This is a genomic window from Mesorhizobium sp. DxT (genome assembly GCF_058448885.1).
Map to the genome: position 1 here is coordinate 584,069 of NZ_JBZFLJ010000001.1, position 24,390 is coordinate 608,458.

23 protein-coding genes are annotated in these 24,390 nt (G+C 63.8%); 16 read left to right on the forward strand and 7 right to left on the reverse strand.

The window, feature by feature from the left end:
* Window positions 1-4: 4 nt before the first annotated feature.
* The 3 genes from gspD to ACVJNE_RS02755 all read left to right on the forward strand — a co-directional run bounded on the left by gspD (window position 5) and on the right by ACVJNE_RS02755 (window position 3,468).
* Entirely contained in the window at window positions 5-2,215 is a 2,211-nt protein-coding gene (gene gspD / locus ACVJNE_RS02745; RefSeq protein ID WP_499562749.1) for a type II secretion system secretin GspD, read from the forward strand.
* A 35-nt stretch (window positions 2,216-2,250) separates the two neighbouring features.
* Complete coding sequence (locus ACVJNE_RS02750; protein ID WP_499562751.1) at window positions 2,251-2,763, forward strand: prepilin peptidase; 513 nt, start codon at window positions 2,251-2,253, stop codon at window positions 2,761-2,763.
* A 120-nt stretch (window positions 2,764-2,883) separates the two neighbouring features.
* Window positions 2,884-3,468 carry a hypothetical protein gene (locus ACVJNE_RS02755; protein WP_499562753.1) on the forward strand — a complete coding sequence of 195 codons (585 nt, stop codon included), beginning with the start codon at window positions 2,884-2,886 and terminating at the stop codon, window positions 3,466-3,468.
* Between the two features lie 27 nt (window positions 3,469-3,495).
* Here ACVJNE_RS02755 and ACVJNE_RS02760 read toward each other — a convergent pair whose 3' ends face one another.
* The 5 genes from ACVJNE_RS02760 to ACVJNE_RS02780 form a co-directional block, all read right to left on the reverse strand.
* The gene (locus ACVJNE_RS02760; protein WP_499562755.1) at window positions 3,496-4,158 is read right to left on the reverse strand and encodes a prepilin-type N-terminal cleavage/methylation domain-containing protein; all 663 of its coding nucleotides are present in this window, start codon (window positions 4,156-4,158) and stop codon (window positions 3,496-3,498) included.
* Window positions 4,155-4,517 (reverse strand): prepilin-type N-terminal cleavage/methylation domain-containing protein, encoded by a 363-nt coding sequence (locus tag ACVJNE_RS02765; protein WP_499562756.1) that lies wholly within the window; start codon window positions 4,515-4,517, stop codon window positions 4,155-4,157. The genes ACVJNE_RS02760 and ACVJNE_RS02765 overlap by 4 nt, the downstream gene beginning before the upstream one ends.
* Entirely contained in the window at window positions 4,514-4,927 is a 414-nt protein-coding gene (locus tag ACVJNE_RS02770; RefSeq protein WP_499562758.1) for a GspH/FimT family pseudopilin, read from the reverse strand. Before ACVJNE_RS02770 ends, ACVJNE_RS02765 begins: the two co-directional genes overlap by 4 nt.
* Window positions 4,928-4,988: 61 nt before the next feature.
* Window positions 4,989-5,426, reverse strand: coding sequence for a type II secretion system major pseudopilin GspG (gspG, locus tag ACVJNE_RS02775; RefSeq protein ID WP_499562760.1), 438 nt, complete (start codon window positions 5,424-5,426; stop codon window positions 4,989-4,991).
* 9 nt (window positions 5,427-5,435) lie between these two features.
* Complete coding sequence (locus ACVJNE_RS02780; RefSeq protein WP_499562762.1) at window positions 5,436-6,635, reverse strand: type II secretion system F family protein; 1,200 nt, start codon at window positions 6,633-6,635, stop codon at window positions 5,436-5,438.
* A gap of 445 nt (window positions 6,636-7,080) precedes the next feature.
* On the opposite strand from ACVJNE_RS02780, the gene ACVJNE_RS02785 reads away from it, so the two are divergent.
* From ACVJNE_RS02785 to lpdA, 12 genes are all read left to right on the forward strand, one after another.
* Window positions 7,081-10,101 carry a S8 family peptidase gene (locus ACVJNE_RS02785; RefSeq protein ID WP_499562764.1) on the forward strand — a complete coding sequence of 1,007 codons (3,021 nt, stop codon included), beginning with the start codon at window positions 7,081-7,083 and terminating at the stop codon, window positions 10,099-10,101.
* A 356-nt stretch (window positions 10,102-10,457) separates the two neighbouring features.
* Window positions 10,458-11,171: a hypothetical protein gene (locus ACVJNE_RS02790; protein ID WP_368804799.1), complete on the forward strand. Its 714-nt coding sequence runs from the start codon at window positions 10,458-10,460 to the stop codon at window positions 11,169-11,171.
* Window positions 11,172-11,220: 49 nt separating this feature from the next.
* Window positions 11,221-12,297, forward strand: coding sequence for a hypothetical protein (locus ACVJNE_RS02795; protein WP_499562766.1), 1,077 nt, complete (start codon window positions 11,221-11,223; stop codon window positions 12,295-12,297).
* A complete protein-coding gene (gene gspM / locus ACVJNE_RS02800) occupies window positions 12,294-12,899 on the forward strand; it encodes a type II secretion system protein GspM (protein ID WP_421926550.1) in 606 nt (201 codons plus the stop codon). Before ACVJNE_RS02795 ends, gspM begins: the two co-directional genes overlap by 4 nt.
* A gap of 7 nt (window positions 12,900-12,906) precedes the next feature.
* Complete coding sequence (locus ACVJNE_RS02805; protein ID WP_499562768.1) at window positions 12,907-13,353, forward strand: hypothetical protein; 447 nt, start codon at window positions 12,907-12,909, stop codon at window positions 13,351-13,353.
* Window positions 13,354-13,430: 77 nt separating this feature from the next.
* A complete protein-coding gene (locus ACVJNE_RS02810) occupies window positions 13,431-13,958 on the forward strand; it encodes a hypothetical protein (RefSeq protein ID WP_499562770.1) in 528 nt (175 codons plus the stop codon).
* Between the two features lie 175 nt (window positions 13,959-14,133).
* Window positions 14,134-15,033, forward strand: coding sequence for a DMT family transporter (locus ACVJNE_RS02815; protein WP_499562772.1), 900 nt, complete (start codon window positions 14,134-14,136; stop codon window positions 15,031-15,033).
* 63 nt (window positions 15,034-15,096) lie between these two features.
* Window positions 15,097-15,555 (forward strand): RbsD/FucU family protein, encoded by a 459-nt coding sequence (locus ACVJNE_RS02820; RefSeq protein ID WP_499562773.1) that lies wholly within the window; start codon window positions 15,097-15,099, stop codon window positions 15,553-15,555.
* 241 nt (window positions 15,556-15,796) lie between these two features.
* Window positions 15,797-17,029, forward strand: a complete 1,233-nt coding sequence (locus ACVJNE_RS02825; protein ID WP_499562775.1) for a 3-methyl-2-oxobutanoate dehydrogenase (2-methylpropanoyl-transferring) subunit alpha — start codon at window positions 15,797-15,799, stop codon at window positions 17,027-17,029.
* A 2-nt stretch (window positions 17,030-17,031) separates the two neighbouring features.
* A complete protein-coding gene (locus tag ACVJNE_RS02830; protein WP_499562777.1) occupies window positions 17,032-18,045 on the forward strand; it encodes an alpha-ketoacid dehydrogenase subunit beta in 1,014 nt (337 codons plus the stop codon).
* Entirely contained in the window at window positions 18,046-19,347 is a 1,302-nt protein-coding gene (locus ACVJNE_RS02835; protein WP_499562779.1) for a dihydrolipoamide acetyltransferase family protein, read from the forward strand.
* 4 nt (window positions 19,348-19,351) lie between these two features.
* Window positions 19,352-20,749, forward strand: coding sequence for a dihydrolipoyl dehydrogenase (gene lpdA / locus ACVJNE_RS02840; RefSeq protein ID WP_499562781.1), 1,398 nt, complete (start codon window positions 19,352-19,354; stop codon window positions 20,747-20,749).
* Window positions 20,750-20,938: 189 nt separating this feature from the next.
* On the opposite strand, the gene ACVJNE_RS02845 is transcribed toward lpdA, so the two are convergent.
* Together ACVJNE_RS02845 and gcvA are read right to left on the reverse strand one after the other, a co-directional pair.
* Complete coding sequence (locus ACVJNE_RS02845; RefSeq protein ID WP_499562783.1) at window positions 20,939-22,114, reverse strand: aminotransferase; 1,176 nt, start codon at window positions 22,112-22,114, stop codon at window positions 20,939-20,941.
* 17 nt (window positions 22,115-22,131) lie between these two features.
* Window positions 22,132-23,121 (reverse strand): transcriptional regulator GcvA, encoded by a 990-nt coding sequence (gene gcvA / locus ACVJNE_RS02850; protein WP_499562785.1) that lies wholly within the window; start codon window positions 23,119-23,121, stop codon window positions 22,132-22,134.
* 152 nt (window positions 23,122-23,273) lie between these two features.
* Between gcvA and speB the strand changes: the two genes are divergently transcribed.
* Complete coding sequence (gene speB, locus ACVJNE_RS02855; RefSeq protein ID WP_499562787.1) at window positions 23,274-24,335, forward strand: agmatinase; 1,062 nt, start codon at window positions 23,274-23,276, stop codon at window positions 24,333-24,335.
* Window positions 24,336-24,390: the final 55 nt, after the last annotated feature.

The window sequence follows — 24,390 nt, forward strand, 5'->3', positions numbered from 1 at the left end:
TTTAGTGAAAGTCGGGAGCGGGGACATCGTCGCGGCGAAACGCGCGCGTTTCGCGACAGTGCTGGGCACCGCTGCCCTTTTGCTGTCCGCCTGCGTTTCCGGCAAGAATATCGAAGAAGCCATGCGGCCCGACCCGCTGGAGCGGGCAACCAATGCCGACCTGACGGCAAGAAATCCATCCGGTGGTGGCTTTCTCTCGTCTTTCGGTTTCGGCCGCGGCAACAGCTCCCAGGCACAGCTCTACGGCGGCACGGACCGCACATCGGTTGTGGCGCAGGCAAGCGAGTTGTCTCGTGTCGTCACCAGCGGAGAAACTTTCGAGGTCAATCTAGACGGCGCCGAAGTTGCGGTGGCGACACGCACGATCCTCGGGGAGATCCTGCGCATCAGCTACGTGATCGACCCGCGCGTCACCGGACAGGTTTCGATCGTGACGGCGCGCCCCGTACCGGCAGCCGAAATCCTCTCCATGTTCGAGGCTTCGCTGCGCAGCAACGACATCGCACTGGTCCGCGAAGGCAACCGGTTCAGGCTCATGGTGGCCGCGGAGGCCATGGGCGTGGCCCAGCTTGACCAGAGCGTCACCATCCAGCCCGGCTACGGCGCTACCGTTCTCCCGCTGCGCCATGTGTCGGCCGACACGATCCTGCCGCTGCTCGAAAACTTCGTGACGCGCCAGGGCATGGTGCGCGCCGATGCCGGGGGCAATTCGCTGATATTCCAGGGAACGGCAGAGGAGCGGCGCGCAGCGATTGCGGCGGCGCGCTCATTCGACCAGGACTGGCTCGCAGACCAATCGGTTGGCCTGTTCCCGATCGAGAATTCGACGCCGGCCGCGATGATCCCCGAGCTTGAGCGTGTTCTGGGCCTGAACGAAGGCGGCCGGGGCCGCAACACTGTCAGCCTGCAGCCGATCGAGCGCACAAACACGATCATGGTCGTCGCGCGCACGAACCAGTTGCTGCATCGCGCCGCGAGCTGGATCAAGCGCCTCGATACGACGAACGTCGCCGGCTCCAACCTGCGCGTTTACAGGGTGCAGCACGCCGATGCCCGTCGGCTGGCCTCCATGGTCAACGCCCTCTTCACGGGTGGCGCCTCTGCGCAGGATGACCCGTCGCGTCAGTTCCCGCCGGGCTCCACGCCGACGCTCCAGCAAGGCACCGACGACCCCACGGCAATGGCATCGGCGATGACCGATACGCAGAACGATTCGGCGTTTGCCGCCGAACAGCCGCAATCCTCGGCGCCCGTTGGCGGCGGCCAGGCCCTGCTGGAAAACGTACGCATCACGGCCAATCCGGAAAACAACTCGATTCTGATTTACGCGCGCCCCGACCAGCAACGTGTCATCGAGCAGGCGATCATTGCCCTCGACCGCCCGTCGGCGCAGGTGGCGATCGAGGCTACGATCGCGGAAGTGACGCTCACGAACGATCTGCGCTACGGCGTTCAGTTCTTCCTCAAATCGCAGGACTTGGGGCTCGGAGACGATGACGGCTCGATAGGGCTTTTCCGCGATGTTGGCGCAGCCGCAATCGACCGCGTGCTGCCCGGTTTCAACCTTCTGCTGGGGCCTGAAAGCGATCCGCGCGTGATCATCGACGCCCTGCGCGGTGTGACGGAAGTTAAAGTGCTGTCGTCACCGTCCGTGGTGGTACTCGACAATCGAACCGCCAGCCTGCTGGTCGGCGACGAGGTGCCCGTCGTGACGCGCACGGCACAGACGATCGACGATCCCGATGCCCCGATTGTCAACAACGTGGAATTCCGCAACACAGGCGTCATTCTAAACGTCCTGCCGCGCATCACGGCCAACGGCACCATCAACCTGCTCATCGAGCAGGAAATCAGCTCGGTTGCGCGCGGTTCGCCGGCGCTGACGCCGACGATCTCGCAACGCAAGGTTAACTCGACCGTTTCGGTCGCCAGCGGCCAAACGGTCCTGCTGGGCGGCCTCATCAGCGAAAACCAGACCAAGGGCCGCGACGGCATCCCAATCCTCGGCGACGCCCCCATCATCGGCGATCTTTTCCGCACGAACACGAGCCGGGCAACCCGAACCGAACTGATCGTGCTGATCCGGCCGCAGATCATCCGCGACAGCCTCGATGCGCAGAACGTGGCGGAGCAGATGCGTTCGCAACTGCGTATCATGGGAACGCCGAGCCGCAACGTGCCGCTGCAGCGCCCGGCACGCACTCTGATCGAATGACGCTGCCACGGGTAACCTGGCAGGCCATAGCAATCATGACCTGCCTTCTCGCAGCCGCCACCCTCCCGCCGATGCTCGATAAACCGCCTCTGCAGCAGGCGGCCTGGCTATTGCTCTGTGTTCTCGCCGCAGCAATCGCGGTCGAAGATCTCGCGCACATGCTGATTCCGGATGGCTATACGGCTGCGATAGCTGTTGTGGGGGCCGCACTCGCCTTTGCCACGCACGGTTGGGCAGGCCTTGGCGTGGCGTCGATCGAAGCGGCAATTCTTGCTGCAGCTCTGATGCTGATGTCGCTTTTGTATGAACGGCTGAGGGGGCGTTCCGGGCTCGGCTTCGGCGATGTCAAACTTCTGTCGGCGTCCGCCCTGTTGATCGGGGTATGGGGCGTGGGCATGCAGATCCTGTTCGCATCCGTCGCCGCTCTCGTGTTCACGGCGCTCCGCGCCGCTCGCCGCCGGCGCCCTTTGAAGGCAGTCACGCGCATTCCCTTCGCGACCTTTCTCGCGCCTGCCCTTGTCCTCGTATGGGTCTGGGCCTTTCGGTAACCGCCAGTCACCAGTCCCACGCAAGGCCGAAGAGATAGGGTCCAGTCTGCTTGACTCCGTTCCTCGAACGAAATGGGGCGCAAGCACGGCAGATGAAGCTTTGAAGGCGAGGCGTGCAGGATGACAACGATTCCGGGAAACATGCAAAATGGCGCGCATTGGCGCGATTTGCAGAAGCATGGCGCTTCTAAAGGCCTGGAAGACGGCACCGCATTCTTCAACCCTCCCCTGCCCAAACCCGATGGGCTACCCTTCAAGCCAGGTCCTGTTGCCGACGGCTTGCCTGCGATGCCTTCCCCGGTTGTCGAGGGGTTGCCTTTCATGCCGGCACCGGTCGTGGATGGGTTACCTTTTATGCCGCCCCCGAACATTGACGGCCTCCCCTTTGTGCCCGCGCCGGGCGTGGACGGCCTGCCTATGATGCCGCAGCCCACAATTGATGGTCTGCCCTTCATGCCCCAGCCGAGAGCCGACGGCTTGCCCTTCGTGCCGGAGCCGGGAATTGATGGCTTGCCGATGATGCCCGGGCCCGACCCCGTGATCGACGGCCTGCCGGTCATGCCCTACGACCCGCCGAAGGAAGCGGATAAGGCAGCGCCCGGCGACAAGGAACCTCTGGATGTGGCCAAGAAGCGATTGGCGGAGGATTTTGCGACCCGGATGCTGGAGAAGAAGAACCTGACGGATAGCGCGCTGGGCGAGTGAGCGTCCGACACCCTCCTGCGGCGGCTTTCAGCCGCTTCCGCCCATAAGCCGCAGGCATTCCTGGATCAGTTCCTGCGTGGCGCATGAGGCAGGCATCTCCGCCCGGGGGCGGGCGTAGGCGACCTGCTGCCATGGCCGGGGGCTTGATCCCGATATCTCGATCCGCACAAGTGTCGGCAACCTACGCTGATCGGTCCACTCGTCGACGAGGGCGCCGTCAACCGCGCGGTAGGAGAGCGAAAACCGGACATCTCCGCGCATCAGCGGCAGGTCTTCGCCGTTGCTACCTACGTCTGACCCGTAGTCGCGGCGCATCCGCATGATGGCAGCCTCGCCGTCAACCGAGCCATATCCGTAGGTGACCCGGTCAAGCCCTGCCCTGCGCTCGAAGCCAAGCGCCGGCCGCACGAAACTCAAATATTGCGCATTGCCCTCGAAAGTGCCGGCAACCGTACCGCCGTCAAAAATCAAAGTCGGCTGTGCCGCCTCGATTTCCTCCACCATGCGATCGAGCACGATCGCTGCCACGTCTTGATTGGCGCTGAGGAGCGTGATGCGATGCCACTGACCGGCCCAGCTGCCTGTGTAAAGCGCGATGCCCGCGAACAGGATCGAGGCCAGCAGGAGCGCCAGCAACGCCTCGATCAATGTGAAGCCACGCTTCGCCCTGCTGCGGCCGGCAAGGCTCAAAGTGGAGCGCTCCGAACTGTTTCGAGGATCTGCGCCGACGACACCGATGGCTGACTCACGCTCAGCGTGTAGAGCTGCCAGCCGGCGCGTCGCAGATCCGACGTGTTCTCATCTATGCGTGGACGCACCTCGACCCGGAAATCGCCCAGCGTGAAGTCTCCTGCCCGCAGCGGGTTGACCGCCACGGCCGCTGCGGCAGCAAGTTGCAGATTGGCGCGCCTTTCGACAGAACGCTGAAGTCCCCCGAACGAACCCGATATCCCCGATATGATCGAGGCTACCGGGACGATGAGGACCAGCGCGATGACGAAGGCCGCCATCACCTCGATCAACGTGAAGCCGCGCCGCGTCCTTTTCATTGCGACGCCAGTTCGACGCGGCCGGTCAGCCAGTCAACGCGCACCCGCGTCTCATATCCCGCTCCCGCCAGGGTAAGCACGCCGCCGCAGGAGCGCCCGTCCGGCAGGAAGCGCAAAGCGCGCCGTCCGGCATCGACCGGGCACTGATTGGACGTTGACCAGACAACACGGATCCCTTCATGAACCTGCAGTGGTTCGCCTGAACCCTCAATCAGGCCCTCCATCGCATCGACCATGACATCGGTGGATGCATGGCCGCGGATTGCGTCGGTTCGTGCCTGCCGGAAAATGGCTGCTGCCCGCACGGCATCGGCCTTTACGTCATTCTGCGAAAGCGAATTACTTGGTACGGGCATCAGAACGTAAGCCGCAAGGGCTATGACTGCCAGGGTCAGCACCAGATCCAGCAAGACCACGCCCCGCCGCGAATGGCGATTGCAGCGGCAGCCGGAGCGGCGCCCGGCAGTTTTGCTACTGCGTTGCACCGATCCCGTCCGGCCCCATTGTCACGATGGTGTAGGACCCCCCATCGGCGGAGTACCGATATTCCTGCCCCCACGGATCCAGAGGCACCGCTCCCCCGCGCAGATAAGGACCGCTCCACGACTGAGCGCCCGACGGCGCCTCGACCAGAGCCCGCAGGCCTTCCGACTGCGTCGGGTAGCGACCGACATCGATGAAAAAGATGTCCAGTGCACTTGAGAATGCTCTGATCTGCAACTCGGCCGCACGTTCGCGCGACTCGGTCAATTGCCCAATCAGGCGCGGGCCAACCAGCGCCGAGATAAGCCCGATGATGGCGAGCACCACCAGCATCTCGACCAGAGTAAAGCCGGCACGGCGGCGACGCGACCTGTTGCGCGGCTTCGCCTCGGCTGCATCGGACAGCGCCACAGCTAGATCACCCATGCTCCCACCCTATCGCACCAGTTCGTTGAACGACATCAGCGCGGACATGATTGACACGATCATGCCGCCGATCAAGACGCTTATGATGATCACAGCGGCAGGACCGATGAAGCCAACCAGCCTCGAAAGCTGGCGCTCCAGCCTTGCTTCATAAAAATCCGCGGCGCGATAGGCAAGCCCGCTGAGGTCACCACTTTCCTCGCCGATCCGCAACATGCGCACGGCGAGCCCAGGCAGCGACATGATCTCCAGCGCCTCGCCGATCCTGCGCCCCTGTCTTACGGCATCCGAAGCACGTTCGGCGCGTTGATCGGGATCCGCCGGATCGATCGCATCGCCGATCAGCTTGATTGCAGCCGGTACGCCGACCCCTGCCTCGACCATGATGCCCATCAGGCGCGAGAAGCGCGCGGTCCGGTAACTGATCGCGATGTCCGACAGAAAAGGCAGGCGTGCCACGAATTTGCGCAGACGCGCGCGAAATGCAGGTCGCCGTCCTGCAAGCAACCCCACGAGAAGCAGCAGCGCCGCGCCAGCCAGAATGAGGTCGCGGTTGTTGCGGATGCCACGCGACACGGCAAACATGAACTCGACAAAGCCGTTCGCCTGGCCGGTCTGTGCCAACACCGGCTCGAACTGGGGCACAACACCGACGAGGAAGAAGGTCATTACCGCCATGACGCCGACAAGCAGGAAAGCGGGATAGCGAAGTGCTTCGGCGACTTTGGCGGCAAGCCCCTCGAAGCGCTGACGTTCTTCCGCGACGCGGGCGAGCAGCATCGGCAGTCGTCCTGCACGTTCAGCAATCCGTATCATCGCGATCTGAAAGGGCGGGAACAGGCGCGGCCAGTCTTCCAGAGCCTGCGAGAACGATCGTCCGTTCGCAAGCTCACCGCGAAGCCGCGAAACGACTGGCCGCAATCGGCCATTGTCGAATTCGCGTTCCATGATGGACAGCGCCTCGTCAACGCGAATACCCGCATTGATCATGATCGACAGGTCGGAGAGGAAGCGGGTCACTTGCGGGGCAGAAACGCTTATCCGTTGCGCACCGCTACTCGCTGACCCCGATTTACGTTCATCCACGCTGACGGGTATCAGGCCGCGCCGGTCGAGGATGCGCAGCACCGATTCGGCATCGGCTGCGTCCAGCTCGCCCGTTTCCAGTCGCCCGTCCTGCGTAACCGCTTTGTAGGCGTAGCCCGCCATGAGTGCCTTTGTACTCCACTTGCGCCGCAAATCCGCGCACGGCAATCTCTCGATGATCCCACCCGTTTGTAGGTATCACGATTCCTAGATCAGGGACGTGCCTCCTACAATGTCCCTGCGGCAATCACGGCCCAACATGGCGCCTCGCCGGGAAGGGCATTCGCGGATTTCGGCGACGTGAACTCCGGAAGTTTTCAGCCAGCGAATTTTCTTGTTCTGCTCTCTACCTGATTGCAACTAGTACATTTTATACATGCTTACGCCCAAAGTGTTCAATTGACTTTCCGCTTCGTAATCTCGATAGTCGCGGAGGGTGGATTCTAATCACCTTGTTGGGTTCACGCGTGAGAAAGGCGTCGCCGCTGAGGGTGGGTGGCGCTTGTTTTGCGCATTTTTATTCTCCAGAAATTCTAAGGAGGCTTGAATGGTGGGGAAAACAGTTGCCTTGAGAAAGCAGCTGCTGGGGGCGATAGCGTCCGGCCTGCTTCTCGTCGGTGGAGTGGCTGCAACGCCATCGCTGGCTGCCGACGCCGCACCCGCTGCCGTTGCGCAGAAGGTTGAGGGACATAACGAACTTTGGTCCAAGCTCACCGCCGAGCCGGGCACGAAGCTGCCCGTGATCGTGCAGTTCAGCATGCCTGCACTGCCCGACGCTGCCACTTTCGCAAGCGCCAAGGCAGCAGACGATGCCCAGACCAAGGCGATCCATGCCGCGCAGGACAAGATCCTGGGCGCCGTTCTGCCGTCCGGCACGCTGTCCTCCGCCCAGGCGACCGAGGAGCGAAACCTGAAGCGGATGGATTTCTCGCCGATGTTCGGCATAGTTGCCGATGCGGACGATCTGGCCAAACTGGCCGCCAATCCGAATGTAACCGTGATCCAGGAAGACGTGGCGGTGCCACCGTCCCTGATCCAGTCCCTGCCCATTATCCAGATGCCGGCAATGTATTCGGCCGGTGCGACCGGCAACGGGTATCACGTTGCTATCCTCGACACCGGTGGTCGGCGTAGCCACCAGTTCCTGTCCAGCCGCATCGTGTCGGAAGCTTGCTACAACTCGACTTTTGCCCAGCACGGTTCGACGAGCCGTTGCCCGGGTGGCGCTACTTCTTCGATTGCAACCGGGTCGGGTGAAGACTGCACGGCAAGCAACATCTATGGCTGCGGCCACGGCACACACGTTGCAGGCACGGCGGCGGGCTTCAACACCTCGCCGCAGTCGGGCCAACCTTCCAACGGCGTGGCACGCGACGCGCGCATCATCTCGATAAACGTGTTCTCGCAGTTTCCTCGCAGCCAGTGCGGGAATATTCCGGCACAGTACAACAGCTGCGTGCTGACATATACGACGGACCAGATCAGCGGCCTGGAGCGTGTCTACGCGCTGCGGAACACCTACAACATCGCCGCAATCAACATGAGCCTCGGTGGCGGTCAGCACTTCAGCAATTGCGACACCGACTCGCGTAAGCCGATCATCGATCAGCTCAAGGCGGCTCGCATCGCTACCGTTATCGCCGCCGGCAACGACTACTTCACGAACTCGGTCGGCGCGCCTGGCTGTATCTCGAGCGCCGTGACCGTTGGTTCGGCGACGAAGAGCGATGTCAAGTCCGACTTCTCCAACTGGGGAACGCTGATCGACGTCGTAGCGCCCGGCTCAAGCATTGTCGCTTCCTACATTAACGGCAGCAGCAACTCGCAGTTCTCGTCGCTCTCGGGCACGTCGATGGCGTCGCCCCACGTAACGGGAGCCTTCGCGGCCATTCGTACCGCGCATCCCAACGCTACCGTCGATCAGATCGAGAATGCCCTGAAATCCACGGGCACGGGCATTTCGGCGCACGGCGTCACCAAGCCGCGCATCAACGTCAACAGCGCCCGGCTCGCGCTCGGTGGAACCACGCCTCCACCGCCGACCGGTCCGGCCAACAACAATTTCGCCAATCGCATCGCCGTGGCCGTACCTACTGCCGGGTCGACCCGCACGGTAACGGGCTCGAATGTCGGCGCCACGGCGGAGACCGGCGAGCCGTTCCATGCTGGAAGGACGAGCGCGCGGACCAGTGTCTGGTGGAGCTTCAGGCCAGCCGCATCCGGTTCGATCACCATCACGACGGCCGGCAGCAGCTTTGACACGGTTCTTGCGGTTTATACCGGGTCTTCCGTCGGTGGTTTGAGCGCAGTGGCTTCGAACGACGATTCTGGCGGCGCCCTCCAGTCGAGCGTAACGTTCAGCGGCACGGCCGGAACTCAGTATCAGATCGCGGTTGCAGGATATAACAACGCCACTGGCAACGTTCGCCTCAATGTCACCGGTGGCTCGGCATCTACGGCACGCCCGCCGCACGACAATTTCGAGGCCCGTCGCAACGTCTATCCGCCGTCGCGCGTCGGCTCCAGGCGGACGGTAACGTCGACCAATCACCTGGCGACGGCACAGCGTTTCGAACCGATCCACGCCGGTTGGGCAAACGCCCGCAACAGCGTGTGGTATCGCTTCACCCCGCAGAGCACTGGTCGCGTGGTCATCGATACCAGGGGCAGCGATTTCAACACGATCCTAGCGGTCTATGTCCGTCATTCGCTGCGTCACCTGACCGAGATCGCTTCCAACAATGACTATCGGGGCTTCGGACGCCAATCCCGGGTTCACTTCCGCGCGATCGCCGGCCGTCAGTACCAGATCGCGATTGCCGGCTACGGCAACCGCAGCGGCAACATCCGCCTGAACATTGTGGGCGGCGAGCCAGGTCGCGGCACCTATGCGGTCGGCGCAAGCTCCGTGGAGGCAACACCGATTGAGCCGTCGGCCTCCACCGCAAGCGTCAACACCTACGCATCGGACACGCCGTCCCCGGCCCGTCTGGCTGCAGCACCTGTAGCGCTGCAGCAGGGTACGTCGGCCGGCGCTTCGGCGACCAAGTCCGGCGATACAGGCGATGTCACGGTTGCGGCCCGTTCGCAGCAGGTGTCTCAGCCTGCCGCAGCTTTGGCCGGCAGCGACCGCGTCGAGCTCGTCTCCGCCGTGGTGACGCCGAGCAATGACGGGATCTTGCGGGTTCCCGCAGGCGGCGGCAGCTTCACCACTGTAGCGGTGAACAATGCCGGCGCGGATGCGACACTGACGGCCGAGCTGTCGCTATCACCGGTTGCCGGTGCGGCTTCGGCACTGCCTGCGGGCATGTCGATCTGCCGTACCGACCCGGCGACCAGCACCTGCATCGGCGCGCGGGCAAGCTCGGTGACGTTCGAGGCCGCCTCGAACATGCCAGTCACCTTCGCGGCGTTCGTGGAGCATCAGGGCGGCGAGATCGCCTACGATGCCGCCACCCGGCTCTACGTCCACTTCCGCCAGGGTTCGGCGGTTGTTGGCACCGCCAGCGTATCGGTCTGCACCATCGGCAAGGAAGGCTGCGAAGCCGGTCCGCGCCAATCGGCCAGCCTGACAGACATTGCTCAGTAGCACCACTCCGCTTTAGACGGAGCACCAACCAGATCGGCCGCCGTGACGTCTAACGTCGCGGCGGCCGATTGCATGAAAAGGCAGCAGCGCTAGCGGCATTGGAGGGCCAAGAGTGGGGAACGTCTCGACCGAAGCCATTCCCACCGACTGCAAAACCGCTCACAACGGATCGTTGCCTTGACGACAGGCCGGCAAAGGCATCAGCTTCGAAGATGATTTCAACGGCAAACCGGTTCACGAGTCCTCATCCGCGCCGCGGCGCAATCCTCGTCGGCGTCCTCTGGATCGCGGTACTATTGTCGGGGCTCGCGGTCGTGCTCAGCGTTCACATACAAAGCGTCACTCAAAGTGTGCGCATGACTGAGGACAAGGCGATTGCAAGCACGCTCGCCGATGCCGGCCTGGCAATGGCCGCCGCCCGTGTTCGCGCAGCGCCAGCCGAAGGCCCTCGCCGTATAGGCTACGAAGCAAATGCGGAGGTGTCGCTGGCCTCTGGCATAGCCGGCGCCTCGCTTCGCAACGAAGCTCTGCGTGTCGATCTCAATCGCGCGCCACCCGATCTTGTCGAAGGCGTCCTGATAGCCGCGGGCGCCAACCGCGCTCAGGCCCGCACGCTGACCCAGGCTTTGGTTGAAATGCGCGAGGCAGCCGACCGATCGCCGATCGGCCCCCTGCAGTCGATCGACGAGCTTGCATTGCTGCCCGACATGCCGGCCGCCGTCGCCATTCGGGCTGCGCGTTACGCTACCGTCTCATCCGGCCTTGAGGGCGTACGGCTCGATGGCATCGACGACGCGCTTCTTCGCGCCATACCCAACCTGCCGCGCGCTATCCGCAATGCAATCGTCGCCCATCGCGCCGGCCGAATTTCCCAGGCGCAGCTCGACGCAATCCTTGCCGAGAGCGAACTGCATACCACCACGCGTTCCCAAGTTTGGCGCGCAGAACTCAACGTGGTTCTTCCAGGCGGCTATACGCAGGCCAACGAAGCGTTGATCCTGATCGCCGGCAGCGACACCGTGCCCTACCGCGTGCTTGACTGGCGCAACGCGACAGAGGAAGTAGACTGACCGGTCCTGCAAAAGCAGAAACGGATGCGTCGTCGCATGGAGACAATTGATGCAGCAGGTCCTCCGCACCGCGTGGCAGGTGCTGGATAACTGGCTAGAAGGCCCGGCTTCGCTGATTGCCGAGCGATGGCAGGCAGGTCGCCGCCACACCGACATCGAGGCGCGTCTTGCCGAGGACGGAAGTGGCATCGCTTTGCGGGGTGCTGGCAAAGGCGGCGCTGCGGAAGCGTCGTTGCCCCTGCAGCCGGGCGGCGACCCGCAGGTACAGGCGACAGCGCTCTCGACGTTGGTCAAGGGGCAGCGCGTCGTGCTTGTTGCGCCGCGCGCATGGGTCATCGAGCGCCGCATCGAACTGCCGCAGGAGGCAGGCGATCACCTCGAAGGCATCGTTGCCGCGCGTGTGGCTTCGTTGTCCCCACTGCCCGTTCAGGACATGCTCTACGGGCACGGCGTAGCCGGCACCGACAGCGCCACGAGACGCATGCGCGTGGATATAGCGCTGCTTCCCAAAGCGCGTGTTGCGCCGGTGATCGACCTGCTCGAAACTGCCGGCGCACGGCACGCCGAGCTGGTCGCACAGGGACAGCAGGGCACACGCATCATGCTTTATCCGCGTCGCGCCGGGCGTGCAGCAACGCTTGGCCGGATCAAGCTGGGGCTTGGCCTTTTGCTGTCGACCGCGGTCGCCTCGATGCTTATCGCATTCGGGGTCACAGTCGCCAACGGCATGTATCGATCCGGCCAACAGGCAGAGCTGGAAGTCAGGGCCGCTGCGGCACGGGCGACGATAAGCGAATTGATGGCGCCCCAGACCGCGGGCACCGCGCCCGAGCAGGCGGCTATCGACATCAAGAACGATGCGATCAGCGCCATTGGCGCGCTGGACGATCTGGCCGCAGCCCTGCCTGTCCATTCCTTTGCGACCGAAGTCGCGCTGGCTGAGGGGAAATTGCGACTGGCCGGGCGAACCTACGACCTGCCGGATGTTCTTACAGCTCTGGAATCCTCGGGCCGCTTCGCCGACAGCGCGCTGATAGGCCCCGCTGTACGGGGCGAAGATGAGCGCTCGTCACTCTTCACGCTTGAAACGCGACCGCTTATCCGCTCCGGAGGCGAGTTGAAATGAGCCGCGCACCCGGAACCTGGCTCGACCGTCGCCTGCTGAGCCTTGCGGTCATCGCGATGATCCTGATCGCGGCTGTGGTGGTCATTGTCGACGCCGTGTCGACAGTCAAAGCCCAGCGAGGAGCCGTCGTCGAGCTACGCCAGCGCACGCGAATGCTGGAAGCGCGGGCAGCCGAGCTTGCGGGCGGCGGCGACGCGGCCGCCGGCAGCGCCGTCTCGCGAAACCGCCTGATCGCGGGCGACACGTCGGGCCTTGCCTCGGCGGAATTTCAGCGTGATTTCACACGGCTCGTCGAGAATTCTGGGGCTTTGGTGCGCTCGCTCGACATTCGCGAGAGCGAACAGGTCCCAGGCGTGGCCACGGAAACGAATGGCGAGCTGATGCGCTTGCATCTCGAAGCAAGCGTCGAGGTTCTCGAACAAACGCTACCCGATCTGCTATATGCTTTGGAGACGAACCTGCCGTTGATGATCGTAGACACCGTGACGCTGCGCTCCAACCGCTCGGCCGGGGGCGCATTCGACGCTGCGGTCGATCCGGGCGCCGACCGCGCACTCAACCTGCAGCTCGGCGTCTCCGCGTTCTGGATCCGGGAGCTTTGAACAGCCGATGAAGCTTCAGCCCGTCGCAATCGCCTTTCCGCTTCTGCTGATCGCAGTGCCGCTCTTGGCGCAGACCGGCAGCGAGCGCGCGGTCGGCTCTAGATTGGCTCAAGACTATGTCGCACTGCGCGAGCGTCCTCTGTTTTCACCGGACCGACAGCCACCCGCCCGGATCGCCGCGACGCCGGTGGCAACACCCGAGCCGCAACCGGAACCGGACCCTGAATTGCCGGAGGCGACGCCGGAACAGGCGCCCCAGTGGCAGCTCATTGGTGTGGTCCGTTCGGAAAGGCTTCGCAGCGCGCTCTTCCGTGTCAGCTACGACAACAGCGTCTTCAGCCTTCGGCGCGGGGAAAGCCGGGACGGATGGACGCTGACCAGCGTCGAACCGTTTGAGGCCGTGCTGGACAGCAACCACGCACGCGCCTTCATGCGCTTCCCCGAAAGCCAATAGGGCGACATCCTATGCAACCAGTCGCCCATTCGGTACTTTGCAAACGTCGCACCGCGCGTTTTCCGGAGTTGGTCTCCTTGCCAAAGCTTGCGCCACCACTCCTGCTGGCTCTTGTCTGCTTGACTTTTCAGGCTGTCGGTCACGCACGGGCGGAATTTACCATTGAGGGAAACCTGGAAACGATGACCGTTGATGCGACTGATGCTGGTCGCGCCGATATCGTCGCGACCATCAGCAAGCAGTTCGACCTGGAAATCATAAACGGTATCTACGATGGAAGTACGGTAACCGGCCGTTTCCAGGGCTCTTTGAACGAGGTGTTGCAGGCGGTGATGGGCGGCAATGGTTTTGCAATCGCCTATGAGGGCAGCCGGCCCAGCCGGGTGACCTTTGCGACCGGCCAGGCCTCTTCCACCTATGCGGCGCGCGACAAGAATTTGGATCCCAAGAAGCACTTCGGCAAACCCGATGAAAAGTCCGTGGCTACCGGCACCCAAGCGAAATCGCCGGACGGGGGGCTCTCGCGAGCGGAAGCAACGCAGCAGGCCGTTCGCGAACTTGAAGCGCTGTTGAAGGCCGCGCGCTCGGACATGGACGACCAATAGCCCCCGACGCAAGTACCTTATGCGCCGACGCTGGCCCACACGGGCTGCAAATGCTCTGCCAGATGCCGATTGCCCTAATTGCGGGCTTGCCTGCCGTGGCGCTCTGCTATTGGAACGGAGCATGGAGCGCCGCGCAAAGCTGACGATTTTGGCGCCAACGGAACCCGTCCAGCCAATGAGCACCGTCCCGTCCACTGTCCAGGCAACCGAAGCCCGCTCCACCGCGAGGCTGGGCATGGCGATGATGCTGCTCGGCATCCTCCTGTTCGCGCTCAACGACGTTTTGGGCAAATGGCTGGTGGCCACCTATTCGGTTGGTCAGGTCTTGCTGATCCGCAGCGCCGCGGCACTCCTGATACTGTGGCCCTTCCTGTGGAAAGGTGGCTTTCGGCCCCTCTTGTCACTGCAACGGCCCGGCATGCAGGCCATGCGCGTGATCCTCTCATCGGCAGAGGTCTATTGCTTCTATTTCGCCGTGGTCAGTCTTCCTCTAGCCGATGTGATGACCTACTGGCTGGCAGCCCCGATCTACGTTGCAGCGCTCTCGCCTTTCCTGCTTGGCGAGCAGGTCGGCTGGCGGCGCTGGACGGCAATCTTCATCGGCTTCGCCGGTGTTATAGTGGCCCTGGAACCATCGGCGGCGACGCTGACGGCTCCGGCGCTGATATCGATCGCTGGATCGTTCTGCTTTGCGTTCATGATGTTGTCGGCACGCGCGCTTCGCGACACCACCGACACGGCGCTTGTTTTCTGGCAGCTTGTCGGCGCCGGCGTTGTCGGGTTGGTGACTGCGCCCTTTGGTTGGGTGACGCCTACGGGTTTCGACTTCGGGCTCCTCGCGCTTCTCGGCGTTGTGGCCATGGTCGCGCATATCTGCGTGAACCGTGCATTCAAACTTGCGGATGCCGCCACCATCGCGCCCTTCCAGTACACTTTGCTGTTCTGGGCCATCGTCTTTGGCTGGCTGGTCTTCGGCGACGTCCCCCGCACCGCTATGCTGGTTGGCGCGGCGATCATCGTCAGCGCCGGGCTCTTCATCTTCATGCGTGAGCAGAAGGCTAGGGCGAAGCAATAGCAAAAGCTTGCATGCCCTACCGTTCTCGGGTGTTCTGTCGACCTTCTGAGGGAGGACGTTCGGATGCTGCGCGACATACACCCCCTGCTGGGCCCCGACCTGCTGTTTGCAATCGCCACGATGGGACACGGCGACGAGATCGCCATCGTCGACGCGAACTTCCCCGCCGCAACGGTGGGTCCTAAGGTCGTCCGTGCTGACGGTCTCAACGCGGCGCCCCTGCTTGAGGCCGTGCTGACCCACCTGCCGCTGGACACATTCGCGCCCGCCGCTGCCTGGCGCATGGAGATGGTGGACACCCCCCAGATCGTTCCCCCGATCTGTCTCGCCTTTCAGGAAATCGTCGATCGCATGGCTGGTCCGTTCATGATCGAGCCGCTGGAACGCTTCGCCTTCTATGAACGTGCGGGCAGCGCCGCCTTTATTGTCGCCACAGGCGAGCAGGCGCTTTACGCAAACATCATCCTCAAGAAGGGCGTGGTGACCCCGGAAGAAGCCGGCCGCTTCGCCGCGAAACAATAATATGCATCTTTTTTCTCGCCTGACTTTCCTCAGGTCGAAAACATGATCCGTTCGCTGCCGGCTTTCGTTCGGCAACAAATGTGAAGCCGCGCCATCCTTTCGGGAAATGAACCTAAATTTCAGCCATTTGGAGGTGCGCTTGCCTTGAAACGATGGGCCTCGGCGCCAGTTGAACCCCTGTAGACAAGACGGTTTGCTTTACATTAGCTGATCCGGAGCTTGGGTTGGTGAGGAGACGACAATGGCCGAAGCAGAGAGGCTCAGCCTCCATGTACCGGAACCGGAGGTGCGTCCGGGCGACACGCCCGACTTCTCGAAAGTCGTGATCCCGAAGGCCGGCTCGGTTGCCAGGCCGCCGGTCGATGTCGACCCGAAAGAGATCCGCGATCTCGCCTATTCGATCATTCGCGTGCTCAACCGCGATGGCGAGGCGGTAGGCCCCTGGGCTGGCACCCTCACCGACGAGGAACTGATGGAAGGCCTGCGTCACATGATGACGCTACGCGCCTTCGACGCCCGCATGCAGACCGCCCAGCGCCAGGGCAAGACGTCCTTCTACATGCAGCACATGGGCGAGGAAGCCGTGAGCTGTGCCTTCCGCAAGGCCCTGCAGGACGGCGATATGAATTTCCCGACCTATCGCCAGGCCGGCCTGCTGATCGCAGGCGGCTACCCGATGGTCGACATGATGAACCAGATCTATTCGAACGAGGCGGACCCGCTGAAAGGTCGCCAGCTTCCGATCATGTATTCGTCGAAAGATCACGGCTTCTTCTCGATTTCGGGCAATCTTGGTACGCAGTTCATCCAGGCCGTCGGCTGGGCAATGGCCTCGGCGATCAAGCAGGACACCAAGATCGCGGCAGGCTGGATCGGCGACGGGTCGACCGCCGAGAGCGACTTTCATGCCGCGCTCGTCTTTGCGTCCACCTACCGTGCGCCCGTCGTGCTCAACATCGTCAACAACCAGTGGGCGATCTCGACCTTCCAAGGCATCGCGCGCGGCGGATCGGGTACGTTTGCAGCGCGTGGTCTCGGTTTCGGCATCCCGGCCCTGCGTGTTGACGGCAACGACTATCTCGCCGTCCATGCCGTGGCTAAGTGGGCCGTCGAGCGGGCCCGACGCAATCTCGGCCCGACGCTGGTCGAATACGTCACCTATCGCGTTGGCGCGCATTCGACCTCGGATGATCCGTCGGCCTACCGCCCGAAGACGGAATCCGACGTCTGGCCGCTCGGTGACCCGGTCATCCGGCTGAAGAACCATCTCATCGCGAAGGGTCTCTGGTCCGACGACCGCCACAAGCAGACCGAGGCGGAAATCCTCGACACGGTGATCGCGGCGCAGAAGGAAGCGGAGAAGCACGGTACGCTCCATTCGGGCGGCAAGCCTTCGACGCGCGACATGTTCGAAGGCGTCTATGAGACGATGCCGCCGCATCTGCGCCGGCAGCGCCAGAAGGCGGGGGTTTGACAATGCCGCGCATGACGATGATCGAGGCGATCCGTTCCGCCATGGATGTGTCGATGGCGCGCGACGACAATGTCGTCGTGTTCGGCGAGGACGTCGGCTATTTCGGCGGCGTCTTCCGCTGCACGGCCGGCCTGCAGCAGAAATACGGCAAGACCCGCGTGTTCGACGCGCCGATTTCAGAGCTTGGCATTGTGGGTGCCGCGATCGGCATGGCCTCCTACGGTCTGAGACCCTGCGTGGAAGTGCAGTTCGCCGACTACGTCTACCCGGCCTACGACCAGATCGTGTCCGAGGCGGCACGCCTGCGCTATCGCTCGAACGGCCAGTTCACCTGTCCGATCGTCATCCGCATGCCGACCGGCGGTGGCATCTTCGGCGGGCAGACCCACAGCCAGAGCCCCGAAGCGCTGTTCACGCACGTCTCCGGTCTCAAGGTCGTGGTTCCGTCCAACCCTTACGATGCGAAGGGCCTGCTGATTGCCGCGATCGAAGACCCGGATCCGGTCATCTTCCTGGAGCCGAAGCGGCTCTATAACGGCCCCTTCGACGGCCATCACGACCGGCCGGTGACGGCATGGTCCAAGCATCCGCTGGGCGAAGCGCCGGAGGATCACTACACTGTTCCGCTCGGCAAGGCGGAGATCAGGCGCCAAGGCTCGGCCGTCACGATGCTGGCATACGGCACGATGGTGTATGTCGCCGAGGCCGCGGCGGAAGAAGCCGGCATCGATGCCGAGATCATCGATCTGAGAACATTGCTGCCGCTCGACCTTGATACCATCACGGCTTCGGTCAAGAAGACCGGCCGATGCGTGGTGATCCACGAAGCCACACTGACGTCGGGCTTCGGCGCGGAACTCGCCGCCCTGGTGCAGGAGCACTGCTTCTATCATCTGGAGGCACCCGTGGTGCGCGTGGCCGGTTGGGACACCCCCTATCCGCACGCGCAGGAATGGGACTATTTCCCCGGGCCGAAGCGCGTCGGCGAAGCGCTCCTCGAAGTGATGGAGGCGTAGATGGCCGAACACGTCATCAAGATGCCCGATGTCGGCGAAGGCGTCGCCGAGGCCGAGCTTGTCGAATGGAATGTGAAGGTCGGCGATCTCGTCCGCGAGGACACGGTGATCGCTGCGGTGATGACCGACAAGGCCACCGTGGAAATCCCCTCGCCCGTCGAAGGCCAGATCGCGTGGCTCGGCGCGGAGATCGGCGACACCGTCGCCGTCGGCTCACCGATCGTGAAGATCGATGTCGCAGGCGATGCGGCAGCAAGCACGGAGCCGGCGGACGATACGCCCGAAGTCAAAAGCAAATCCGCCGCCGAACCCGAGGCAAAGCCTGCAACAGCTGAACCGGTCGCGCCACCGGCCGCCGAGAAGAAACCGGCGCCTGCTTCCGTCAAATCGACGGCTGCTGGCGCAACCTCCACCGGCGCGCCGCGCCCCGAAGGCGAACGGCCTCTTGCTTCTCCCGCGGTCAGGCTGCGCGCCAAGGAAGCCGGCATCGACCTGCGCCAGGTGCCGGGCACCGGCCCCGCCGGTCGCATTTCGCACGAGGATCTCGACGTCTTCATAGCGCGCGGGCGCGAACCCGTCGTCACCGGGCTGCGGCCCGACACCTCGGTGGAGGAGATCAAGGTGGTGGGACTTCGCCGCCGCATCGCCGAGAAGATGGCGTTGGCGAAGTCGCGCATCCCACACATCACCTATGTCGAGGAGGTCGATGTCACCGCGCTGGAGGACCTACGCGCCTCGCTGAACGCCACGAAGCGCCCCGACCGGCCCAAGCTCACGCTCCTGCCCTTCCTGATGCGGGCGATGGTCAAGGCGATCGCCGAACAACCGCAACTGAACGCGCTTTACGACGACGAGGCCGGCGTCATCCATCGCCACGGCGGCATCCACATCGGCATCGCGGCGCAGACCCCGTCCGGTCTCGTCGTGCCGGTGGTGCGCCATGCCGAAGCGCGCGACCTTTGGGACTGCGCGGCCGAGGTCAACCGGCTTGCGGATGCTGCCAAGGCCGGCACGGCGACTCGTGAGGAACTCTCCGGCTCGACCATTACCATCACGTCGCTCGGTGCCATGGGCGGGGTCGCGACCACGCCGGTGATCAATCACCCGGAGGTGGCGATCATCGGCGTCAACAAGATGATGGTTCGACCGGTATGGGACGGCTCGCAGTTCGTCCCCCGCAAGATGATGAACCTGTCGTCGTCCTTCGATCACCGCGTGATCGATGGCTGGGATGCGGCGGTCTTCGTACAGCGCATCAAGGCGCTGCTGGAAACGCCGGCGTTGATCTTCGTGGGAGACTGATGCGATGAAGGAAATCTCCTGCAAGCTGCTCGTGATCGGCGCTGGCCCCGGCGGCTATGTCTGCGCGATCCGTGCCGGCCAGCTCGGCATCGATACCGTCATCGTCGAGGCCGGCAAGCCGGGTGGCACCTGCCTCAATGTCGGCTGCATTCCCTCCAAGGCGATGATCCACGCCGCCGACGAATATCTGAAGGTTTCCGAGATGGCCGAGGGCACGAGCCCGCTCGGCATCGGCCTGTCCAAGCCTGTGCTGGAGCTGAAGAAGACGGTGGCCTGGAAGGATGGCATCGTCGGCCGGCTGAACACAGGCGTCGCGGGCCTGCTCAAGAAGGCCAAGGTGAAGTCGCTCCAAGGCTGGGCGAGGTTCCGCGACGGCAAGACCGTCGAGGTCGAGACGGAAACCGGCGTTCAGGTCATCCGCGCCGAAACCATCGTCATCGCAACCGGCTCCCTGCCGACCGAGCTTCCGTTCCTGCCCTTTGGCGGCAAGGTCATATCCTCGACGGAGGCATTGGCGCTCAAGGAGGTACCAAAGGCGCTCGCCGTGGTCGGCGGCGGCTACATCGGCCTCGAACTCGGCACCGCATTTGCCAAGATGGGCGCGAAGGTGACCGTCGTCGAGGCCCAACCGCGTATCCTTCCGCTCTACGACGGCGAATTGACCCGTCCGGTCGCCAAGCGCCTGGACGAGCTCGGCGTGACAGTGCTGACCGGCGCAAAAGCCAGGGGCCTGTCGTCGAAGGGCGACGCCTTGCTGGTCGAGACATCGGATGGAACCGAAACGAGTATCGAAGCCGACCGTGTGCTTGTGACAGTGGGCAGACGCCCCAACGTGGATGGCTGGGGGCTGGAAGAGATCGACGTCGACCGCACCGGGCCGTTCATCCGCATCGACGACCAGTGCCGCACTTCCATGCGCGGCATCTACGCGATCGGCGACGTCACCGGCGAACCGATGCTTGCCCACCGCGCCATGGCCCAGGGCGAGATGGTGGCGGAGATCGTTGCCGGCCACCGCAGGAGCTGGGACAAGAGCTGCATCCCGGCGGTCTGCTTCACCGATCCGGAAGTCGTTTCGGCGGGGCTTTCGCCGGAGGAGGCGCGGCAGGGCGGAGCCGAGATCAAGGTGGGCCAGTTCCCCTTCTCCGCCAATGGACGCGCCATGACGCTGCTCGGCGAAAGCGGCTTCGTGCGCGTCGTCGCCCGCGCCGACAACCATCTGGTGCTTGGCATTCAGGCGGTCGGCAGCGGGGTCTCGGAACTTTCGGCCGCTTTCTCACTGGCCATCGAGATGGGCGCGCGGCTGGAGGACATCGCCGGCACGATCCACGCGCACCCGACCCAGAGCGAAGGTTTCCAGGAAGCAGCCCTCAAGGCGCTCGGCCACGCCCTGCACATTTAGCGCAGCCGTCATCCCGGGCAACCGAGCGAAGCGAGGCAGACCCGGGACCCATTGGCCGCAAGATCGTGTGGCGCGACCCGGTTCAGGATGCGGCGCATGCCGGCGCCGGCGCGAGAACCCGCAGCCCGGCCGCGCTGCTCAATGGGTCCCGGATAACCTCCGCTACGCTCCGGCTTCCGGGATGACGCTTTACTGCGTCGCCTTCAGAAGCCGGTGCGCCACTGCACCGATCTGGTCGACATCGACATTGGCGAAGGCAACGCGCAGGTGTCGTTCCAGCCCGTGGCCGAAATAGCTGCCGGGGATGGTGACGATGCCCAGGTCCCGCGCCAGCCTTTCGGCGATGGCGGCAGCACCCTGCCCTTCGTAAGGATGTCGCACGAAGGCGAAATAGGCCCCGATCGCCTGCAATTCCCACGCAGGCAGAGCGGCGAAGGCAGCCACCATGGCCCGCGCCCGCCGTTCGATCTCAAACCGGTTCGCCTCCCGCCAATCGCCAAGTGCCGGCAGCCCCTTCGCCACGGCGCTTTGTGGCGGGCGCGGCGCGCAGATCTGAAGGTTGTCCATCACCTTCGCAATCTGCGCCACAGCCGCCTCGCCGGCTGCGATAGCGCCCAGCCGATGCCCCGGAATGCAGAATGATTTCGAGAAGCTGTAGAGCTGGATCAGCGTGTGTTGCCATCCGTCCAGCCCAAGCAACCTGTGCGGAGGCGTTTCGCCCGAAGCGATGAAATCGCGATAGGTCTCGTCAAGGATCAGCCAGACGCCACGCTCGCGGCACAAGGCGAAGACGTCTTCAAGCAGCTCTGCCGGATAGACCGCTCCGGTCGGATTGTTGGGTGAAACCAGCGCAAGCGCCCTGACATCTGGAGCCAGCGCCGCCTCGATGTCGGCAAGCTTCGGCACGAAATGCGCCTCGGCATGGCAATCGACATAACGCGCCCGCAGGCCCATCATCTGAAGCGTCGTTTCGTGATTGAAATAGCGCGGATTGGTCATGAGCACGGTGTCGCCGGGGCCGGCAACCGCCATCACGGCGGCGACGAAGGCCTGGTTGCAGCCAGCCGTGAGATGGACGTTGCCGGCAACGACCGTGGCGCCATAGGCCTTGGACACATGTTCGGCATAGGCCGCGCGCAGCGTCATGTCGCCTTCGATCGCCCCGTAGCCCGAAAGAGCAGACGAGCCGGCCGCGTCTGCGAGCCACTGCAGGAGCTGCGGATGCGGCGGATAGCCGGGTACCGCCTGCGAAAGGTCGATCAGCGGCCCGTACGCGCCGTCATAGGCGCGCGCCCAAGCCTGCACCGACGGGATCGGCGGCGGCGAAAGCTGTTCGACAAGCGGGTTGAAGCGGGTTTTCGTCATTATGGATGAATCCTCGGTCATCTGATCTTCGGCGGCTTCGGCGCCGATACACGTTTGCTGCGCGCCTCCTCGGACCCGCGCCGCAAGGTGCGACGGGCGGAGGTCTGCGGCTCGGCGCGCGCGCCGTCTTCCTCGAGTTCGGCGTAAAGCCAGTCGATGAAGACATTCACGATCGGCGCCGCCCTGAGATCGCTGCGACAGGCGACATAGAACGCATCGGCGGCCGGCACTGCGAGGTTGAACGGCGCGACGAGCTGTCCCTTCGCAAGCAGCGCCGCCGCTGTCATGGTGTCCCCCAGCGCGATGCCGTGGCCGTGCATGGCCCCCTCGATCGCCAGCCTCGCGTCTGAAAAATGGTGCTGCGGCCCGCGCGACAGGTCGAGTGCGTCGGCCGCCGCCAGCCACTGGTGCCACTCGCGACCGTCATCGGCATGCAGCATCACGTGGCTGGAGAGGTCCCGGATTGTTCGCACCGGGCGGCTGTTCATCAGTGTCGGACTCATCACCGGGAACAGTTCGAGATGCGACCAGCGCTTCAGCCAGCAATCCGTCCAGCCCCCGTCGCCATAAAGGATCGACACGTCGATCTCCGGGGAGCGGATCGACTGCGCGTCGTTGGAGGCATCGAAGGTCAGCCTGATCTCGGGAAATTGCGCGGTGAAGCTGCCAAGACGCGGCAACAGCCAGAACGACAGTAGAGCCGGCACGCAGGCGACCGACAGCGCGCCCGAACTTGTCGGCCGTGTCATCCTCGCGGTTGCGGCTGCAATGTCGTCAAATGCGGAGGACACGGCAGGCAACAGCTCCGCCCCATGCGCCGTCAACCGGATGCGTTGGCCGACACGCTCGAACAGGCGCACATTCAGCGAAGCCTCGAGCGCCTTGATCTGATGGCTCACCGCGCCATGGGTGACGTTGAGCTCACCCGCCGCACGCGTCAGCGAACCATGACGCGCCGCCGCCTCGAAGGCGCGGAGCGGGTTAAGCGGCGGCAGGCGTTTGACCATGGGCTCGAACGTTTCAATGTGAGCATTTCTCACAAGATGACGTACAACAATATCAATTGAGTTTTCAATATTTCTGCATCACGATCAGCCGACTGCGGGAAAACGGCGCCTGGGAACTGAAGGGCGCGGACTGCTGAATGGGAGATGCACACGTGACCTGGACCGGAGAACGGCTCGCTGCCTTGCAGGCGAAATATGGCGAAGGCCATGGGGGCGACATCTTTGATCCGCGTTTCCGGCGCGTCGCAGACCGCATCTTCTCCGCAAGCGGAACCCGTATGGCACCCTATGCCGGACTGCCCACCCTGCTCGACGCGCCTTACCATCCGATCGATCCGTCCAACCCCGATTTCGGCGACCTGCAGGTTGCAATGGTCGGCATGCCCATGGACCTCGGCGTCACCAACCGGCCGGGGTCGCGTTTCGGGCCGCGCGCGCTACGCGCCATCGAGCGCATCGGGCCCTATAACCACGTGCTCGACTGCGCGCCCGTCTATGAGCTGAAGGTAGCCGACATCGGCGACGTGCCGTTCCGCAGCCGCTACAGGCTCGAGCAGAGCCACGAAGACATCGAACGCCATGTCGGGCGGATCGTGTCGGCCGGCGTTATCCCGCTCTCCGTCGGCGGCGACCACTCGATCAGCCACCCGATCCTCAAGGCGGTCGGCAGGGATCGCCCCGTCGGCATGATCCATATCGATGCCCATTGCGACACCGGCGGCGCCTTCGACGGAACCAAGTTCCATCACGGCGGCCCGTTCCGCAACGCCGTGCTCGACGGAGTTCTGGACCCGACGCGCACCATTCAGATCGGCATTCGCGGCGCTGCCGAATATCTGTGGGAGTTCTCCTACGAGGCGGGCATGACCGTGATTCACGCCGAGGAAATGCCGGCGATGGGCATTGCCGCGATCATCGAGAAGGCGAGGCAGGTGGTCGGCGACGGCCCGACCTACCTGTCCTTCGACATCGACAGCCTCGACCCCGCCTTTGCACCAGGCACCGGCACGCCGGAGATCGGCGGACCGACCACGCGCGAGATTCTGGAACTGATCCGCGGCCTCAAGGGCGTCAACCTTGTCGGCGGCGACGTCGTCGAGGTCGCGCCGCAATACGACGCGACGACCAACACCGCCCACGCCGGCGCGCAAGTGCTGTTCGAAATATTGAGCCTGATGGTGTTCAGCCCGGCCGTCTCTGGAAAGACCGCCTGAAAGACCTAAGATAACCGCAGCCATTCAAAACGATCGGAGCCGGAGAGTTCCGACA

What these genes read in the sequence shown, in the direction of transcription:
- ACVJNE_RS02750 (WP_499562751.1), top strand. Translation starts at nt 2,251, where the DNA reads ATGACCTGCCTTCTCGCAGCCGCCACCCTCCCGCCGATGCTCGATAAA.
- ACVJNE_RS02755 (WP_499562753.1), top strand. Translation starts at nt 2,884, where the DNA reads ATGACAACGATTCCGGGAAACATGCAAAATGGCGCGCATTGGCGCGAT.
- ACVJNE_RS02765 (WP_499562756.1), bottom strand. Translation starts at nt 4,517, where the DNA reads ATGAAAAGGACGCGGCGCGGCTTCACGTTGATCGAGGTGATGGCGGCC.
- gspG (WP_499562760.1), bottom strand. Translation starts at nt 5,426, where the DNA reads ATGGGTGATCTAGCTGTGGCGCTGTCCGATGCAGCCGAGGCGAAGCCG.
- ACVJNE_RS02780 (WP_499562762.1), bottom strand. Translation starts at nt 6,635, where the DNA reads ATGGCGGGCTACGCCTACAAAGCGGTTACGCAGGACGGGCGACTGGAA.
- ACVJNE_RS02790 (WP_368804799.1), top strand. Translation starts at nt 10,458, where the DNA reads ATGACTGAGGACAAGGCGATTGCAAGCACGCTCGCCGATGCCGGCCTG.
- ACVJNE_RS02795 (WP_499562766.1), top strand. Translation starts at nt 11,221, where the DNA reads ATGCAGCAGGTCCTCCGCACCGCGTGGCAGGTGCTGGATAACTGGCTA.
- gspM (WP_421926550.1), top strand. Translation starts at nt 12,294, where the DNA reads ATGAGCCGCGCACCCGGAACCTGGCTCGACCGTCGCCTGCTGAGCCTT.
- ACVJNE_RS02805 (WP_499562768.1), top strand. Translation starts at nt 12,907, where the DNA reads ATGAAGCTTCAGCCCGTCGCAATCGCCTTTCCGCTTCTGCTGATCGCA.
- ACVJNE_RS02815 (WP_499562772.1), top strand. Translation starts at nt 14,134, where the DNA reads ATGAGCACCGTCCCGTCCACTGTCCAGGCAACCGAAGCCCGCTCCACC.
- ACVJNE_RS02820 (WP_499562773.1), top strand. Translation starts at nt 15,097, where the DNA reads ATGCTGCGCGACATACACCCCCTGCTGGGCCCCGACCTGCTGTTTGCA.
- ACVJNE_RS02825 (WP_499562775.1), top strand. Translation starts at nt 15,797, where the DNA reads ATGGCCGAAGCAGAGAGGCTCAGCCTCCATGTACCGGAACCGGAGGTG.
- ACVJNE_RS02830 (WP_499562777.1), top strand. Translation starts at nt 17,032, where the DNA reads ATGCCGCGCATGACGATGATCGAGGCGATCCGTTCCGCCATGGATGTG.
- ACVJNE_RS02835 (WP_499562779.1), top strand. Translation starts at nt 18,046, where the DNA reads ATGGCCGAACACGTCATCAAGATGCCCGATGTCGGCGAAGGCGTCGCC.
- lpdA (WP_499562781.1), top strand. Translation starts at nt 19,352, where the DNA reads ATGAAGGAAATCTCCTGCAAGCTGCTCGTGATCGGCGCTGGCCCCGGC.
- ACVJNE_RS02845 (WP_499562783.1), bottom strand. Translation starts at nt 22,114, where the DNA reads ATGACGAAAACCCGCTTCAACCCGCTTGTCGAACAGCTTTCGCCGCCG.
- gcvA (WP_499562785.1), bottom strand. Translation starts at nt 23,121, where the DNA reads ATGGTCAAACGCCTGCCGCCGCTTAACCCGCTCCGCGCCTTCGAGGCG.